This window comes from Arenibacter palladensis (genome assembly GCF_900129275.1).
GTDB lineage: Bacteria > Bacteroidota > Bacteroidia > Flavobacteriales > Flavobacteriaceae > Arenibacter > Arenibacter palladensis.
This window is the reverse complement of record NZ_FQUX01000006.1, coordinates 116,795-134,834: the sequence shown is the minus strand read 5'-3', so window position 1 is coordinate 134,834 and position 18,040 is coordinate 116,795. Positions and strand designations below refer to the sequence as shown.

General features: G+C 41.7%; 16 protein-coding genes. 11 read left to right on the top strand and 5 right to left on the bottom strand.

The annotated features are described in order from the left end of the window. Positions 1-2,375 (bottom strand): beta strand repeat-containing protein (locus BUA60_RS16100; protein ID WP_178347014.1); only part of this gene is annotated, 2,375 nt, incomplete at its 3' end. Positions 2,376-2,592: 217 nt separating this feature from the next. After that, positions 2,593-3,285 carry a dipeptidase PepE gene (gene pepE, locus BUA60_RS16095; protein ID WP_072863742.1) on the bottom strand — a complete coding sequence of 231 codons (693 nt, stop codon included), beginning with the start codon at positions 3,283-3,285 and terminating at the stop codon, positions 2,593-2,595. 186 nt (positions 3,286-3,471) lie between these two features. On the opposite strand from pepE, the gene BUA60_RS16090 reads away from it, so the two are divergent. The 6 genes from BUA60_RS16090 to BUA60_RS16065 all read left to right on the top strand — a co-directional run bounded on the left by BUA60_RS16090 (position 3,472) and on the right by BUA60_RS16065 (position 10,073). Beyond that, on the top strand, positions 3,472-4,230 hold the full coding sequence (locus tag BUA60_RS16090; protein ID WP_072863451.1) for a carboxypeptidase-like regulatory domain-containing protein: 759 nt from the start codon (positions 3,472-3,474) through the stop codon (positions 4,228-4,230). A 424-nt stretch (positions 4,231-4,654) separates the two neighbouring features. Then, positions 4,655-5,398 carry a carboxypeptidase-like regulatory domain-containing protein gene (locus tag BUA60_RS16085; RefSeq protein ID WP_072863449.1) on the top strand — a complete coding sequence of 248 codons (744 nt, stop codon included), beginning with the start codon at positions 4,655-4,657 and terminating at the stop codon, positions 5,396-5,398. Between the two features lie 650 nt (positions 5,399-6,048). Beyond that, positions 6,049-6,558, top strand: a complete 510-nt coding sequence (locus BUA60_RS16080; protein ID WP_072863447.1) for a DUF6702 family protein — start codon at positions 6,049-6,051, stop codon at positions 6,556-6,558. 59 nt (positions 6,559-6,617) lie between these two features. Beyond that, positions 6,618-8,927 carry a M1 family metallopeptidase gene (locus tag BUA60_RS16075; RefSeq protein ID WP_072863445.1) on the top strand — a complete coding sequence of 770 codons (2,310 nt, stop codon included), beginning with the start codon at positions 6,618-6,620 and terminating at the stop codon, positions 8,925-8,927. A 308-nt stretch (positions 8,928-9,235) separates the two neighbouring features. Beyond that, positions 9,236-9,517, top strand: coding sequence for a Sec-independent protein translocase subunit TatA/TatB (locus BUA60_RS16070; RefSeq protein ID WP_072863443.1), 282 nt, complete (start codon positions 9,236-9,238; stop codon positions 9,515-9,517). Between the two features lies 1 nt (position 9,518). Next, complete coding sequence (locus BUA60_RS16065; protein WP_072863442.1) at positions 9,519-10,073, top strand: phosphatase PAP2 family protein; 555 nt, start codon at positions 9,519-9,521, stop codon at positions 10,071-10,073. 194 nt (positions 10,074-10,267) lie between these two features. Here the strand turns inward: BUA60_RS16065 and BUA60_RS16060 are convergent, their stop codons facing one another. Further along, positions 10,268-10,909 (bottom strand): O-methyltransferase, encoded by a 642-nt coding sequence (locus BUA60_RS16060; protein WP_072863440.1) that lies wholly within the window; start codon positions 10,907-10,909, stop codon positions 10,268-10,270. A 41-nt stretch (positions 10,910-10,950) separates the two neighbouring features. On the opposite strand from BUA60_RS16060, the gene BUA60_RS16055 reads away from it, so the two are divergent. The 3 genes from BUA60_RS16055 to BUA60_RS16045 all read left to right on the top strand — a co-directional run bounded on the left by BUA60_RS16055 (position 10,951) and on the right by BUA60_RS16045 (position 13,990). Beyond that, the gene (locus tag BUA60_RS16055) at positions 10,951-11,415 is read left to right on the top strand and encodes a GNAT family N-acetyltransferase (RefSeq protein WP_072863438.1); all 465 of its coding nucleotides are present in this window, start codon (positions 10,951-10,953) and stop codon (positions 11,413-11,415) included. A 64-nt stretch (positions 11,416-11,479) separates the two neighbouring features. After that, on the top strand, positions 11,480-12,751 hold the full coding sequence (gene kynU, locus BUA60_RS16050) for a kynureninase (protein ID WP_072863436.1): 1,272 nt from the start codon (positions 11,480-11,482) through the stop codon (positions 12,749-12,751). A 90-nt stretch (positions 12,752-12,841) separates the two neighbouring features. Next, positions 12,842-13,990, top strand: coding sequence for an MFS transporter (locus tag BUA60_RS16045; protein ID WP_072863434.1), 1,149 nt, complete (start codon positions 12,842-12,844; stop codon positions 13,988-13,990). A 14-nt stretch (positions 13,991-14,004) separates the two neighbouring features. Here the strand turns inward: BUA60_RS16045 and BUA60_RS16040 are convergent, their stop codons facing one another. After that, entirely contained in the window at positions 14,005-14,691 is a 687-nt protein-coding gene (locus BUA60_RS16040; RefSeq protein ID WP_072863432.1) for a hypothetical protein, read from the bottom strand. A 274-nt stretch (positions 14,692-14,965) separates the two neighbouring features. Here BUA60_RS16040 and BUA60_RS16035 point away from each other — a divergent pair, with 274 nt between their 5' ends. Continuing rightward, a complete protein-coding gene (locus BUA60_RS16035) occupies positions 14,966-15,514 on the top strand; it encodes a ClpP family protease (RefSeq protein WP_072863430.1) in 549 nt (182 codons plus the stop codon). Positions 15,515-15,839: 325 nt separating this feature from the next. Further along, positions 15,840-17,204, top strand: a complete 1,365-nt coding sequence (locus BUA60_RS16030) for an FAD-dependent oxidoreductase (protein WP_072863428.1) — start codon at positions 15,840-15,842, stop codon at positions 17,202-17,204. A gap of 55 nt (positions 17,205-17,259) precedes the next feature. Here BUA60_RS16030 and BUA60_RS16025 read toward each other — a convergent pair whose 3' ends face one another. Continuing rightward, on the bottom strand, positions 17,260-18,039 hold the full coding sequence (locus BUA60_RS16025) for a zinc ribbon domain-containing protein (protein WP_072863427.1): 780 nt from the start codon (positions 18,037-18,039) through the stop codon (positions 17,260-17,262). Between the last annotated feature and the right edge of the window lies 1 nt (position 18,040).

Sequence of the window (18,040 nt, the reverse complement as noted above, 5' to 3'; positions counted from 1 at the left end):
AGGTTGGTCGCATCCACCGAAAGGCTTGTGTTCGTTGTATTCCCATCTGCGACACTTGCCAAAGGCACTGTCACGGTATTGGCATCACTATCTGTAAGGATCAGGTTCGTAGCATCCACCGAAAGGCTTATGTTGGTAGTGTTTGTATCAGAGTTGATGTCCGTCAAAGGAATAGTTACGGTCGCCCCGTCGCTATCCGTCAAAATCAAATCCGTGCCGTTCTGTGTTAAACTGGAATTGGTGGTATTGGTGTCGGTATCGATATCCGTAAGCGGCACCTGTAAAGTGCCTCCGTTATCAGTAATTTCTAGATTACCGGCATTAACTTCAAAGGTAAAATTTAATTCATCTGTCGGAACACCTCCACCTGCAGCAACAACACTATCATCCACATATTTTTTTGTAGCTGCGTCTTGGTTTAATGTTGGGTCTACCAGATCTGTGATTTGAAGGTTGCCCGCGCTATTGCCATTTCCAAGCACACTAGTCAAGTCTTGATTACCTCCTACGGCACCAATTGCCAAATCTATACCTGCTAAATGTGCCTCTACATTTGGAGCACCTGTCGCATAATTAGCTGGCGTTGCTGCTACTGGGACAGCAGTGGCGTTTTGTGCATCCGTATTATCCAAAAAGACCGTTAAATCGATTGGTGTAGCATCATTTTCCAATGTTAACAGATTTCCAGCCTCCAAAGTCAATTGTTGATTGTCCGTATTATCCAAAAAGGCTGTTAAATCGATTGGCGTAGCGTCATTTTCTAGTGTAAGAAGATTACCTGCTTCCAGTGTCAATTGTTGATTATCCGTATCGGTACCGCCATTGTCATCAATCCAAGTATAAACACCAGATCCGTCGGTGGATAGCACCTGTCCTGCGTTGCCCCCCGCTGGTAGTTCTATTTCGTTCAATGGGTCGGAGTCTAAATCATTATAATATGCGCCGCCATCCGTCCCAGCGGTTATAGAATTTGGGGCATTTGCACTTACTATAGTTTGAGCAGAACCGCCCACCTGAGCGTCAACATAAGCTCTAGTGGCCGCATCCTGAGGATCGGTAGGGTTTGCTAAATCGTTTATTTGGTTGTTTCCTGCGCTGGTACCAAAACCTAGGACACTTGCTAAATCCTGGTTGCCACCTACCGCAGAAATAGGCTGCCAGGTCACCACACCAAGCGTATTTGTGGTCATGATCTGATTAGCGGCTCCCGGTTGAATTTTAATAGGGGTAACGTTGCCGTTCAATATTTTTGAGGATATAACTGCATTGTCGGCAAGATGAGGTTGCCCCACCGCATTAAGGGCTATTTTTGGTGAAGTAATTCTAAGATCGCCAATGGTCACTACCCCCGCATTATTTATGGTGGCATCTCCGCTCATAGCCACTCCCGTAGCCACATTGCCTATGCTGCCCACAAAAATATTGCCATCGTTTAAAGCGCTAGCCGCTCCTGCCAATTGGTCCACATAATTCCTAGTAGCCGCATCTTGGGCTGCTAGGGGATCCGCTAAGTTGGAAATAACAGCGCCATTGGCACTATTACCACGAGTTAGGACATCCTCCAAGTCCTGAAATTCATTCTGATCGTCCAAATCTCCATCGGCCGCAATATGATTATTGATCAAGGTGTTATTTGCGGTAATGTCATTCGCATTCGCCAAAATATCCCCGATCACCGTATCGGCTACCTTAATGGGATCTGTTGCCGTACCGGCTCCAGTAATGGTGGTCTGGTCCGCCTGGGTAGCACCGAGTTCGTTTTTATTAAGCCATACCACATTGCCGCCAGCATCGGTCGTTAATAGCTGATCGAAGGCGCCGGGCTGCATGTCGCTTGGCTGAATGGTGCCATCAATAATTTCCAGGGTGCCTACGGCGGCCTCCTGTATTTCGTCCTTTCCTACGGTATTGTCCTGTAACTCTGACGCACCTACCGAGTTGGGGGCCAGTTGCCGCTCCCCAATGGTGGCCGTTGCAATATCGGCACCAAAAACGGTTTCGTTAACAATGTTCATTCCGGTGATCTGTCCCACCTTAAGGTCATAATTATTGCCACCGGTGGAAGTGATAACAACGGTACCGTCTTCCGAAGTAAAGGTAATGGAACCGGCCACGGCATCACAGATGTCTTTCCACTCCGTACCTGTATAGTAATGGATACATTGTACGTCCGTATTGTACACCATAGCGCCTGCAGCTGGTGTAATGGCATTCATTTGTGCCGTGTTTACACGGGTAATGACCAATACCCTGGAACTGCTTTCCAGCTCCAGTACCGAACTAGGGTCTATATTTTGTGGGTTGTCCCCGATCTTTATCTGGGCCTGCACGGCCATCCCCAATAGCAGGCAAAAAAAGAAGTGGATATATTTCATTTTCAATTTTTTTAGTGTTCTCCTATTGTATTTATGTTCAAGGTTCAATGTTTTTTGTACCAACAGCCGATGGATTTGTACTTAAATCCATACTCCCTTAAAATTAGGGGGCTGATACTTTTAAAACAAGGGCTATCAAAAGTAAAATTATCGTAAGATATTCACAGTTTTATCGGGTAAAATACGTTACTACTAGGTGAACTGAAATCAATCTTCGTTAAAAGGGGATATTCTTACTTTCATAAGGTTTTTTTCCAGCCTCAAAGATGCGCGCCTTACCCTCGCCCTTAAGAATTTTATGGTCTCCGTTCACCAAAATATAGTTGCCTTCACGTAGGCCAATAACGGGGGTAGTATTAAAGATATGAAATTCACGGATCCTAGTCTCCCTAGTTTCGCCTTTATGTTGGCTATTGGGGTCCGGATCCATATAATGGGGGTTGAGATTAAAATTTACCACTCCCAAAGTATCAAAACTGGGTGGGTATACTATGGGCATATCATTGGTGGTCTTCATGCTAGGGCCGGCAATATTGCTACCGGCGCTGGTTCCTAGATATGGGGTGCCCGACTCTATTTTTGCCTTCAAAGGATTTATAAGCTGCAATTGGTGCAATTGCTGTACCAGGAGAAACGTGTTTCCCCCGCCTGTAAAAATGCCTTCCGCTTGGGCAAGGCCTTCTAAGGGATCCGTAAAGCTATGGAGTCCTACCACCTTTTTATTTATTTTGGAAAAGGCCGTGGCCGCCAAGGCAGTATAGGCATCATGGGATATGCCGCCAGGCCTGGCATAAGGGATAAAGGTAATGGTGGAACTGCCTTTAAAAAACGACTGTAATTCTTCCAACAAATATTCCAAATACTCTTGTCCGAATAGGGTAGAGGTACTGGCCAATACTATTTTTTTCATGTGTTCTATTCTTTGGGTACGGATAGGCAAGATACAAATTAACAAAAGTTTAAAGGTCCCTGACTTTTTTATGAACCCAACTTGCATTTTCTTTATCCCATATTGGGATAAAAGCAGCACTTAAGTTTATTTCTTTGAGAAAAATAGGATATTTGACGCTTAATTTATCTAATTTTAAATAAAAAAATGCAAAATAAAATACTCTTCCTACTTTTCTTCTTATGTGTTGCAATGTCCTATTCACAGGATGATGATCGCCAATATTTAAGGGGACAGGTACTTTATAGAAATGTGAACGTTCCCAATGAGAATGTTATTAATGTTACTACCGAAAGGGCTACGATTACTAATGATAAAGGGGAATTCGGGATTATGGTAAAAGCTGGGGACCAATTGGTTTTTACGGCCATTAATTACCAGTTGAAGGTGGTGGATATTACCGATGAAATTTTACAAAATAACAGATTGGTAGTTGAGGTTACCGAAAAAGTGACCGAACTGGACGAGGTGGTGGTAACACCGGAAAATCAGGAAAAATTTCTCCAGGCCCAGAACAAGGAATTCCTGGACAGGGAATACGATTATGAAACAGACCGTTTAACGGAGGTGGAAAACATTGCCATGTCCAATGCCGACAAGGGTATGAAGGACGGACTTAATTTCGTCAATATTTTTAAAGCACTTATGTTGGCTACCAAAGGCAGTGATACCGATGTTGAGCGGGAGCCTTTAAAGGTAAGCGAGGTTTTGCGTCAGGTATATGATGATGAATTTTTTGTGTTGGATCTTAAGCTTCCCCAAGACAAAATAGACGACTTTTTACTGTATTGCGACACCCAATTGCCTGAAAGGTCCTTGTTGCAAAAGCGCAATGAATTTCAGCTTATAGATTTCCTGGTCACCCATAGCAAGACCTATTTGGAGGGATTGGAAGCGGAGAAGTAGTTGGTGGTTGCCAGTGGGCAGTAATCAGTGGTCAGTGAACAGTAAACAGTAATTAGTTGAATGTTGAAAGTTGAATGTTCAAAGTTTAGTGTCTAACATCTAGTGTCTGGTATTGTGGCTTCGGCTACGTGTAGTCACTGAATTAAGAGAACGGAGATTGAGCCTGCCTGTCGGCAGGCAGGCGGAGTCGAAATCGAAGTTGGTAGCCAGTGAACAGGTGAAAGTTCAATGTTGAAAGTTGAATGTTGAAAGTTTAGTGTCTAACATCTAATATCCATTGTCTAACAAGCCCCAAGTATCAAGTCTTAAATATTAAGCCTTCTAGCCTTGAACAGGGCAGTTAAACCACAATAAACAGAACGTAGTGCGTATTGTCCCAATATATTTGGTTTTTATCTTTTACAGTGTATTTGCACAAGCGCTAATGGCACAGGATTTTTCCAAGATTTTGGAAGGAAAAGTGTACAGTGATGATGGGGATGTGGCTGCCACCCACGTACTTAATACGACTACAAAAAAAGCCGCCATTACGGATATCAACGGATTTTTTTCCATTGCGGTAAGCCTAGGCGATACTTTGGTTTTTTCTGCTGTACAATACAAGCGCAAGGAAATAGTGGTGAATACCAGTATCCTGGAGAGTAAGTTTTTATCCGTTCCTTTGGAAGAATCCAATATAGCCTTGGATGAGGTTATCGTGATGCCCTACAACCTAACCGGGGAACTGGGCAGGGATATGAAAAATATGGATGTGGGAACGGTCATTTCCGCCACCAGTCTGGGGTTGCCCAATGCCCATGTAAAGCCCTTGATGCAGAGTGAAAGATTGTTAAGGGAAGCGTCTATGGGTCCCTTCAGCATTGGTATGTTGACCAGTATCCCCTTCAATCCGATGATCAATGCCATAACCGGTCGCACCAAAATGTTGAAGAAACGCGTTGCACGGGATATTAAGTACAATAAATCCCAACAATTGCGTACGCAATTTGCCGATAGCCTTTTTGTGCTACAACTTAAAATTCCCTTGGAGAAAATAGACGATTTTTTGTATTTCTGTGAGGTAGATACCAATTTCAATGCCGTTGTAGATAGTCAGGACCTATTCGCCATTTGGGAGTTTGTTAAACAAAAAAGTGTGATTTACAGGAAGAATAACGGGTTGGAGTGAATTGCAATTATCAATTAGCAATAAACAATAAACAATAAACAGTGAACGGTGAACAGTTGGCAATAAACAGTAAACAGTTATCAGTAAACAGTGACAGTTGAAGGTTTAAGGTTGAATGTTTAAAGTTAAAAGGGAAATTATTCCCCTCGCTGGCGCGAGCGTCACGCTCGTGCCCAAACAAGTTATTTCAAAAGGAAGTGAGAAACCGAAGGTTCACGAATATCTGTAAAATAGAAACGTCATGAGCTAAATCACACAAGTGGCTATAACCAAATATGTGCGACTTCTCAATCGCCCTGAAAAAAAAAGGCTCATGTCGAAGTGACTGCTGTGTCCGTTCGAGCGTCAGTTCGAGTGAAATGCCGGCAGGCATTTTGTATCGAGAACTTTTGATGGAGTGTGAACGGTAGTCAGTAAACAGTTTTAAGTAAGCGGTGAAAGCTGGCTTCGGCTACGCCCGCCTGAACGGAACGGGCAGGCTCAGCCACCAAATGAATACAATGGTTTAAATTCTAATACTAGCATTTAGCGTCTAGCATCTATTATCTCAATTCTAAAATCTAGCATCCAATATCTAACATCTATAATTTCACATTAATAGTCGCACAAATGGCACAGTCATTGCTTATTTTTGACGGAGAAAGAAAATCATGCAATCAATAAAGAAGACACTTTTAATTTTATTGCTGCCGCTGTTGGCATTCACGGTGGCCCATAAATTTTACATTAGTGTAACCAGTGTGGAATACTCCGATAAGGACAGGGCACTGCAGATTACGACCAGGGTATTTATAGATGACTTTGATAAGGTGTTGCAGGAGCGATATGGAATCAAAGGCAATTTGGCCACAAAGGAGGAGTCTGCCATGGCAGATACCTATGTGGAAAAATATTTGAGCACGAAGTTTATTGTTGAAATTAACGGTAAGCAGGTGGACTTTAATTTTTTGGGAAAAGAATATGATAACGATATTATGATCTGTTATCTGGAAGTTCCGAAAATCGATATTAGCGCTTCCACATCCATTGGCGTGCAGAACGAGGTGTTGATGGATATTTTTGAGGAACAGAAAAATGTGGTCCACTTTAAACTCGGAAACCAAAAAAAGAGCTTTGTTCTTATCCGGGAGAATAATAAAGCTATGTTAAACTTAAACTAGATAATAACAATCTATTATATAATTGTTAAATTCCCGCGCTAAAAAAATCAATTTCAAATATGAGTAGAATGAAACATGTTTTTGCTTCGCTATTGTTCCTGATAGCGGCACTTGCTGTTGCCCAGGAAGAAGTAAGGACCGAACGGGAGCCCGGACACATTAATCAGAATAAATTTAAGCAGCTTTATGAAGAGTTTGCTACCCCAAACACCTATAGGTCGGCCTCAGGGGCACCGGGTCCGGATTATTATCAGCAGCAGGCAGATTATAAAATGGATATTGAGCTCGATGATAAAAATGCCAAGATATATGGTTCGGAAACCATAACCTATACCAACAATTCGCCAGATGACCTTTCATTTTTATGGCTGCAACTGGATCAGAACGTACGTTCCAAAACTTCCAAATCGCCCTTACGAGATGGTGAGGGGGTGCCTGTGGCGGAGCCCGTGGAAAAGTTTGCCCAAAAATATATGACGGAGCCTTTCGACGGTGGATTCAATATAGAATATGTAAGGGATGCCAATGGAAAGGCCTTGCCCTATACTATAAACCAGACCATGATGCGGATAGATCTCCCCGAGGTTTTAAAAAGCAAGGGGCAGGTTTCCTTCTCTATAAAATGGTGGTACAATATTCCGGACCATACCGTAAATAGGGCGCGTTCTGGATATGAGTATTTTCCAAAGGACGGGAATAGGGCTTATGTAATTGCCCAATTTTTCCCGAGAATGGCAGTCTATAGCGATATAGAAGGCTGGCAGAACCATCAGTTCTGGGGAAGTGGGGAATTTGCCCTTCCTTTTGGTAATTACGAGGTGAATATTACCGTACCGGCCGATCATATTTTGGATGGTACCGGAGAGCTTCAGAATATGAAGGAAGTATTCTCCAAGGAAATGATAAGTAGGTATGAAAAGGCTAAAAAATCCTATGACAAACCGGTGATCATTGTAAGTCAGGCCGAAGCCGAAGCCGCAGAAAAAGGATTTTCGGACAAGAAGAAAACTTGGAAGCTAAAGGCAGAAAATGTTAGGGACTTTGGTTTTGCTACCTCCCGTAAATTTATTTACGATATGCAGGCGGTGAAAATAGGCAATAAGGATGTAATGGCCATTTCCATGTATCCAAAGGAAGGCAATCCGTTATGGGAGGAGTATTCCACCAAGGCGGTGGCCCATACCTTGCGTTCCTATTCCGCCCATACTTTTGATTATCCCTATCCCAAGGCCATATCGGTCCACGCCAAAAATCAAGGCATGGAATACCCTATGATCTGCTGGAACTACGGAAGGCCCAATGAAGACGGTACCTATTCCGATAGGGTTAAATACGGGATGATCTCTGTAATTATACATGAAGTAGGGCATAATTTTTTCCCTATGATCGTTAATTCGGATGAACGCCAGTGGGGTTGGATGGATGAAGGTTTGGACACCTTTATGCAATATATGGCAGAGCAGGAATTTGGGGTAGCTTACCCTGAAGCTATTGCCCCTAATAGTAAATATCCATCAGGAAGAGGTGAGCCTTCCAAGATAATACCCTATATGTCCGGGGATCAAAGTACCATAGCACCTATTATGTCCAATCCGGAGAATGTATATCAATTGGGGAACAATGCCTATGCAAAACCGGCAACTGCGTTAAATATACTTAGGGAAACCGTAATGGGAAGGGAACTTTTTGATCATGCCTTTAAGACCTATGCACAACGATGGATGTTTAAACATCCTTCCCCAGAGGATTTCTTTAGGACCATGGAAGATGCTTCGGCGGTTGATTTGGATTGGTTTTGGAGAAGTTGGTTCTATACTACGGATTATGTGGATATAGGGGTAAAGGGTGTCAAGAAATATTATGTTTCCGATAAGCCTTCCAAACAAATGAGGGAAATAATGGCGGCAAGGAATATTAAGGAAGAGGATCTGCCTCCCTTGGTTTATTTGGAGGAGGAGGACTCGGAAGATGCAGATGCCAAATTAAAGGGAAAGGCGCCATCGGAAAATTCCAAGACATTAAAAGAGTTTATGATGGACAATCTGTCGGCGGCTGAGAGAAATGCCATTGAGGAGCCTAAATATTTTTATGAGATTACTTTTAATAAACCAGGAGGCATTCCTATGCCTTTGATCGTAGAATATACCTATGCCGATGGTTCCAAGGAAAATATTACCTACCCACCGGAAATATGGAGGAAAAATGATCAGGAAGTAAAAAGGGTTATTGCTTCCGGTAAGGAATTGGTAGGAATTGTGGTAGATCCAAAGGCAGAGACTGCCGATATAGATACCACCAATAATTCATGGCCTGCCAAAGAGGTGAAATCCGACTTCGAACTTTTTAAAGAGAATATAAAAGGGAAATAATTTAATTAGGTTTCGTTTGACCATATATAGAATCAGCATCATATTTAATGCTGCTGATTAAATTTAATTAAAGCCCCGATTCCGGATTGCTGAACGGCAATAAAGGCGTCGGGGTTTTTCTTTTGTACTCATTTCTTCCAATGACCTGATCAAATCCATTAGCTGTTTATAAGGGATTTAAATGGTATAGGGTTTGTTATGAATGTATTGAATACTTGTTCCAGCTTTGTTTTAAAGGGTTCTGGCTACCTAAAAAAAGTTAACCATATTTTTTATGCAGCTGTCAAACTTCTCATTATATTTGTGTTATGTTAAGTACGATAATTCTATTTATTAGCGGGGGGGAAATCTTTTTTATCATGTTTATCGTGGTAATGGTTTTTGGCGCCGACAAAATTCCTGGCATAGCCAAGGGATTGGGGAAGGGCATGCGACAACTGAAGGATGCCACGGAGGATATAAAGAAAGAAATTCAAAAAAGTGCCGAGAAGCAGGGTATAGATACCAGCTTTACGGACGACATAAAGAACGAAATCAATAAAGTGAAGCAGAACGTTGATGAGGTAACCGGCGTTGTCAAAAGAAAGTAATATGTTGGACCAACTGTTGCAGTGGGACAAGGATACCTTTATCTATCTGAACAGTTTGGGCATCGAAAACCATGATGTCTTTTGGTCTACCATAACTAATTTCTCTACTTGGATTCCCTTATTTATTTTGTTTTTAGTTCTAGTTTTTAGGGCATACCCTAAAAAAGAAGCGTTTTGGGTTCTGGGTACCATACTGCTTACCTTGGTCGTCGTAGCAGCACTTACAGGAATCACCAAGGAATTGGTGGCACGTCTTCGTCCAAGTAATACAGAGGAAATCAATACCTTGATCCGGATTCTTAAAAGTCCCACCGGCTATAGTTTTTTTTCGGGCCATGCTTCCAGTTCCTTTAGTATTACTACCAGTGTTTTCCTATTTCTAAGGGATAAATGGAAATGGTCCTGGCTCTTCTTTATTTGGCCGCTCTTGTTTGCTTTAAGTCGCATTTATGTTGGAGTACATTACCCATTGGATTTGATCGTAGGTGCCTTGGTAGGGATTCTCTTCGCTATTTTTTTCTACCGAATGTACCATAAAGTTGGAAGGGCAAAGTAAAGTGTTTTGTCCCCTCCCTGGCCCTCCCCCAAGGGGAGGGAAAATAATTTGCAACTCGACGTGAATGTGCTGCTCAAGGTAGCATTCCACCTCATTGCTTGTGCTGCTTTTTTGTGGTTTCAAACCTATTTCCCCCTCCTAGGGAGAGCCTGTCCCGCCTTTTGAGCGGGAGGGTTAGGGGGAGGTGGCAACCCTTACAACACCCTACTTAAGGTGAGTCCGTCCCTAATGGGCAACAATACCGTTTCTACCCTGGGATCGTCCCTCAATTTTTTATTGTAATCGATCAAAATTTTGGTAGCCTTGTCCTTGGGGTCCAAAGGCTCTACAACCTTCCCGGACCAAAGCACATTATCCGATAGTATTACACTTCCAGGGCGACATTTTTTTAAGGCGGCCTCGTAGTAGTGGTCGTAACTTACCTTTTCGGCATCAATAAAAACCATATCAAAAACTAGGTCTAGCTGTGGTATTATCTCTAGGGCATCGCCTGTATGCTGTATAATTTGGGAACCATAACCACTTTCGTCGAAATACCTTCGTTGCATGGCATGGAGTTCTTCATTTATATCAATCGTGTGCAATGTGCCCTTCTTTTGTAGGCCTTCGGCAAGGCATATGGCGGAGTAGCCGGTGTAGGTGCCTATTTCCAAAATATTTTTCGGAGCTATTATCTTGGATAAAAGACTCAATACCCTACCCTGAAAATGCCCGGTAATCATCCTTGGTTGAATAACTTTTAAATGGGTCTCGCGTGTCAGCCTTTGGAGTAATTCGGGTTCCGATTGTGAATGGTCGGCAATATATTGTTCCAGTATGGAAGATAAAAAATGCATGAGGATTACTTTGTATATTTAAGCCTTCAAATATAATGATCATGCAACAATATACCGTAAGAACGGCAACATTGGACGATATAAATATTCTATTGACTTTTGAACAGGAAATTATTCGCGCAGAAAGACCTTTTGATGAAACCCTGGATAAAGATCCGATCAGTTATTACGACTTAAGGCAACTCATATTGTCAGACGAGGCGGAGGTGATGGTGGCAGAGCTCGATTCTAAGATCGTAGGTTCCGGCTATGCTCTAATACGTGACGCAAAACCTTATTTGGACCATAAAAAATACACCTATTTAGGGTTTATGTATACCGATACGGATCATCGTGGCAAGGGAGTTAATAAGGCAATTGTGGATGCTTTGATGCTCTGGTCCAAATCTAAGGGTATCCATGAGGTTAGGCTTACGGTTTACAATGACAATGCACCTGCTATTAGGGCCTATGAGAAAGTGGGCTTTGAAAAGCATATTTTGGAAATGAGGGTACGTATTGATTGATCAAATTTAGAGGGCCATATACCACTTAGGGCCGTAAATTGTATTTTTGAATAAAATTTAGGATATGGAATTTAAAAATTCGTTAGTGTTTGCCCAACAATTGGACGCGATTGATCCTCTTAGGAAATACCGTAACGAATTCCATTTTCCAAAGGTAAAGGGCAAGGATGTTATTTATTTTACAGGAAATTCCTTAGGATTACAGCCAAAACGCACACAAAAGTTTGTAGACGATATAATGAAGGATTGGAAGGACTTGGCCGTGGAAGGCCATTTCCATGCGGAGAAGCCTTGGTGGGATTATCATGAGCGGTTGGCAGCCCCTTTGGCAAAAGTGGTGGGTGCCAAGACCCCGGAGGTTTCTGTAATGAATACCTTAACGGTAAACCTTCACATGCTTATGGTCTCTTTTTACAGGCCGACCCAAAAGAGATTTAAAATTATTTGTGAGGAAAAGGCATTTCCTTCAGATCAATATATGTTGAACAGTCAGGTTGAATTTCACGGTTTTGATCCTGATACCGCCATAGTAGAGGTTAAGAAAAGACCGGGTGAAAATTTTTGGCATACCCAGGATGTATTGGATAAAATTAATGAAGTAGGGGAAGAGTTGGCACTTGTGCTTATAGGTGGCGTTAATTATTACAATGGTCAGGTCTTTAATATGGAGGCCATAACCAAGGCGGCCAAGGCACAGGGAGCATTCGTAGGATGGGATTTGGCCCATGCAGTGGGCAATGTAGGCTTAAATCTGCACGATTGGGGGGTTGATTTTGCCGCCTGGTGCAGTTATAAATATATGAACAGTGGTCCTGGGAACGCTTCCGGGATTTTTGTACACGAGAAATATCTTAATAACAACGAGATTCCTAGATTTGAGGGCTGGTGGGGGACAAAGAAGGAAACCAGGTTTTTAATGAAACCAGAGTTTGAACCTATGGAAAATGCCGATGCATGGCAGGTAAGCAATCCTCCAGTACTTTCCCTAGCACCTTATCTGGCCTCCTTGGAAATGTTCGATGAAATGGGCATGGAGACCCTGATTTCCAAAAGGAAACTTATTGTGGCCTATTTGGAATTTATTCTCCAAGAGATAGATAAGGAGACCGATGGGTCTTTTGAAATTATTACCCCAAAGGACAGGGGCTGTCAACTTTCCGTGTTTTTGCACGGGCAGGGGAAGGAATTGTTCAACTATCTAATGGAAAATGGCGTTATCACAGATTGGCGCGAACCCAACGTAATTCGTCTGGCACCTGCACCTTTTTATTGTTCCTTTGCCGATATGTACAACTTTGGTCAAATTCTTAAATCCGGAATCTTGGCGAAGGGCTAGGTTTACCCTATACCATTCCTACTATTTTTTCTTTTTAATTACTAAATTTCCGGCCTCAAACCTAAAAGCCCTGTAACTGCCAAATCCTTTATGAAGTCACTTCGTCTTATTCTTTCCAATCCTAGATATTTTGCGCCTTCGTGGGTATTTGCCAGTATTAATATTTTGTTCGGTACTTGGGCCATTTATATCCCTTCGGTGAAGGAGAAATTGGGTATCAATAAGGCCGATCTTGGCATAGCGCTATTTTTCCTGTCATTGGGCGTATTTATAGTCTTCCCCGTTGCTGCCAAAATTATCAATAAGCTAGGGGTAGGTAAGGCTACATGGTACGGAATAATTTTCAGTAGTGTAGCGGCTTTGTTCCCTTTGTTGGCGCCCAATTATTATTTTTTAATGGCGGGACTTTTTTTATTGGGGGCCGGAAATGGCTTTACCGATATTGCCATGAATACCCTGGTTACGGAAATTGAAAAGGAAGATAGGCAAAATTTTATGTCGGCTTCCCATGGCTTTTTTAGCTTGGGTGGGGTAATTGCCGGTCTGGGCAGTTTTCTGATATTTACGATCAATAATCCGGCCTTACACATGCTCTATGCTGTAATTTTGGTACTTGTAGTAAATTTTATATTCCATAAAAATTATAGCCATATTGTAGCGGCCCCTGTTGAAAAGGAGCCTTTTAGTCTAAAACTGTTTAAACCGCTCTTGGTCCTGGGAATTATTTCCTTTGTGGTAATGGGGGGTGAAGGGGCCATCGTGGATTGGAGTGGGTTGTTTTTGCAGGAAATAAGTATGGCCCCCGAAACACTAATAGGTACCGGTTTTTTGGCATTTTCCGTGATGATGACCCTGGGGAGATTTTTGGGAGATAGCATTAGTGCCGCCATAGGTCCTATTAAAATAGTGGCCTTGGGTGCATCTATTGCCATTGTAGGTTTCGTCTTTGTCCTTAGCGCCTATACCTATATGGCTATTGTTGGATTTGCGCTGATTGGACTTGGCTTCTCGGTAATTGTTCCGGAGCTCTTTAGGATAGGGGGGACGGTCAAGGGTGTGGATTCTTCCCAAGGTGTGTCCTTTATAGCCGGCACGGGCTATTCCGGTTTTTTAATTGGTCCGGTAGTGCTGGGATTCGTAGCCGAGAGTTATTCCCTCAAGTATACCTTTGTAATTCTTTTGGGCTGCACTATTTTGGTGCTTGCTGCCACTTTAAGGCTGCATAGGAAAAAGCGGTAATTACAAAATAATTCTTATGGGTTTTTTGAAGTGACCTTAATGTTGGTAAAATACAGCTTAAAACTACCGTCCTCATTTTGGTGCATTTCTGCAATTTTTAATCCGTTGATATCTGTATAATTTTCCCAGGTGGTGACTAGGGAAGGCTCTGGCTGATTGGATCTTCTAAATACCCATTCCTTTATCATATAGTCGTTGCCGAAATAGAAATCATAGGCATCGCCCGGAGTGTAGCCTCCTTCGTTTCCATAAACAATGGTGAGTTTTTGCATTGGGTTTTTGCTGATAGGCGCCGGCACGTCACTTTTATGGTCGTAGGTGATATTGTTTTTGTCCCAGGCGAGATTAAATGGCGCCAGAAACCAATATTTGTCATTAATAAATGCCCCGTTCAATTTTGTGGCCACACTGTCCATTGAAGTGCGGTTGTAGGAAATGGTATCTCCTTTGTTGATGGAGGTAATGTCGTTGGTAATGGTATTCCACACCCAGCTGCGCTCGGAATGGCTGTCGGCTCTATCCACATTAAATGTAAAAGCAATTTCCTTTACATTTCGGAATTGATTGAAACCATGTGCATTGGCTACCTTGTCCAAAATGGAAAGTTCCATTTTTGGAGCGGTCACTTCCGATTTTTTATCCGTTTTGCAACTACTTAAAATGAGTGTGAAGCTAAAAACGGCTAGTACTAGTTTTTTCATGTTTGGTTTTTATCAAAGATAATAGGTTTTTGGCAAAATCCTTAATGTTGCCTTAATACATTCTAGGCTTAACTCAAAATAAGCGATATCGTGGTTTTGTTTGGCCAACTTTGACGCTTCCTTACTAAGTGATCATTGGATCCTTAAGATTAATTATCAACAATTATCAGGGTTCTTGTTTTGCACTAATAAAATGGAATGGGCTATCAAATAATTTAGCTGCCATAATTCCCAATAAATTCATTATTTTTGAAACTTAATAAGAAATCAAAAAATGAGTTCAAAAAAAGGAAAGATACAAGAGGCAATAGACGAAAAATTGCTGGGCGAAAGAAAAGTTTTTCTATGGGGAATGGTAGATGATGATACCGCCAAGCACGTAATCGATCGTTTGTTGTATTTGGATATGCAAAACAACAAAGAAATTCAATTGTACATAAATAGTCCTGGAGGTTATGTTACCTCTGGTTTTGCCATGTACGATACCATTAAATCATTAAAGAGTCCGGTATCTACCATTTGCTCTGGTTTGGCAGCTTCTATGGGGTCCATTTTATTATCGGTAGGGGCCAAGGGAAGACGTTTTATTCAGCCACATGCCCAAGTGATGATACATCAGCCAAGTGGTGGCGCCAGGGGGCAGGCTTCAAATATAGAGATACAGGCCAAAGAAATCATAAAGACCCGTGAGCTAAGTGCCAAAATACTGGCGGAAAACTGTGGTCAGGATTTTGAGAAGGTTATGAAGGATTTCGATAGGGATTATTGGATGAATGCAGAGGAGTCCATCGCCTATGGTATTGTAGACGGAATTCTGGAATAATCCGGTCCCAGCTTGTTTATTTTAGCTAATAATTTGCATCTTATACAAAAGGAAAAGTCCTTCACAATCTTAATGTGAAGGACTTTTTTATATATGGACGCCTAAGCGGTATGTGTTATATATACGGAATGAATTTGGTGTTTGGATGTTCAGGAAAGAAAAATATTTAGAATTGCGATATTTTTTTTGATAAAAGTTTATTAATCGCAGTGTCCAAATGTAGGCATTGTGGGCATTTTGTGATGTTATTGCCCTTTTTTATACAAGTTACTTTATTTTATTACATTTATTACTTTAACATTTACTTTTCCCTATTAAAACTAGTATGATACAAACTCCTAAAAAAATTGCTATTATAGGTTCAGGATTGGTAGGATCCCTATTGGCAATTTACCTTCGGAAGTTGGGCCACCAGATAACGGTTTACGATCGGAGACCCGATATCCGAAATGTAGAGTTTTCCGGACGATCCATTAATTTGGCGATGAGCAATAGGGGGTGGACGGCCTTGAGGGAGGTAGGTATTGAGGATGAGGTAAAGAAAATCGCCATTCCTTTGGACAAACGTGCCATTCATGTCGCAGGGAAACCGGAATATTACCAAAAATATGGTAAGGAAGGAGAGGCTATTTGGTCCATTTCCCGAGGAATATTGAATCGTAGAATGATAGATCTGGCCGAAGATGCAGGGGTTGTTTTTCGGTTTGAGGAAAAGGTGTGGGATGTAAACCTTCCCGAAGGAAAAATATATACCGGCGCTACCGAGAAAGGGAAGTGGAAAGAATATTTATACGACATAGTTTTTGGCTGTGATGGGGCCTTTTCCCGAGTTAGGCACAAAATGCAACGTAGAAGTAGGTTTAATTACGTTCAGGAGTTTATAGATGTTGGCTATAAGGAGCTCACTATACCGGCCAATGAGGATGGTACCCATAAGCTGGACAAACATTCCTTTCATATTTGGCCCAGGGGGAAGTTCATGTTTATAGCCATGCCCAATATGGACGGTAGTTTAACCTGTACGCTCTTTCTGCCCTTTGAAGGGGAAGTATCTTTTGAGAAGATAAACACCAAGGCAGAAGCCAAACACTTTTTTAATACCTATTTTCCGGATGTTACCCCGGTAATTGAAGACCTTACTACAGATTTTTTCAACAACCCTACCAGTGCTTTGGTGACCATTAAATGCTACCCTTGGACCTACTGGGATAAGGTGGCTTTGGTAGGCGATTCCGCCCATGCCATTGTACCATTTTATGGACAGGGAATGAATGCTGGCTTTGAGGATATATATGCCCTTAATAAAATCATTGCCAAGTATGGGGACGATTGGGAGCAAATTTTTAGCACCTATCAAACAGAGCGTAAGCCCAATGCAGATGCCATTGCGGAACTTAGTTACCGGAATTTTGTGGAAATGAGCAGTATGACGGCCGACCCCAATTTTATATTGCAGAAAAAAATCGAAAAGCGTTTTGCCAAAAAATATCCAGACAAATGGATTCCTGCCTATTCGCGGGTTACCTTTTCCAATAAGCCCTATGTAGAAGCCTTGGCCAATGGGGATGCACAGGAAGAAATAATGAAGGAAATAATGCAAATCCCCAATATTAATGAGATTTGGGACAGTGAGGAAGTAGACCAAAAGATCCTAAGCTTGTTGAGCGGAAAAGAAAAATACGAAGTATAGAAAAAATAAAGGCCATCTTAAAAAGATGGCCTTTATTTTTTATGGGTGGCTTTTTCTATAATTTAGAAAAAAGCTTTTGCATTTTTTCTTGTTCCTCCTCGGCTAAAACTGGGTCTACCAAAATTCTTCCACTGTGTTCGTCGCTAATGATTTTTTTGCGTGAAGCAATCTCCACCTGTACTTGTGGTGGTATGGTAAAGAAAGATCCACCTGAAGCACCTCTTTCAATTGGAACTACCGCCAAACCGTTTTTTACATTGTTTCGGATTCTGTTGTAAGCCTTTACCAAACGCTCTTCAATTTGGGATTGGTATTCTTCCGATTTTTTCAAAAGTGCCTTTTCTTCCTTTTCCGTTTCGGCCAAAATAGCGTTCAATTCACTTTTCTTGTGCTTAAGATGGGATTCCCTTTCGGTCAATCGTTCTTTGGTAGCGGCTATGACTTCTTTTTTCTGCTCTATTTGGGCCTTGAATTCCTTAATATTCTTTTCTGCCAACTGAATCTCAAGTTCTTGAAATTCAACTTCCTTGGTCAAAGAATTAAATTCCCTACTATTACGGACGTTCTTTTGTTGCTCCGCATATTTTTTGATCAAGACTTTGGCTTCATCAATAAGATTTTTCTTGGCGCTTATTTCGTAGTTAATGGTTTCAACATCGGTTTTAAGCTTATCCATTCTTGTTTTAAGGCCAAGTACCTCGTCTTCCAAATCTTCTACTTCTAGAGGAAGTTCTCCTCTAACATTTCTTATCTCATCAACTCTAGAATCAATTAATTGCAAATCATATAGTGCTCTTAACTTTTCTTCTACTGTTGTTTCTGTCTTTGTTGCCATA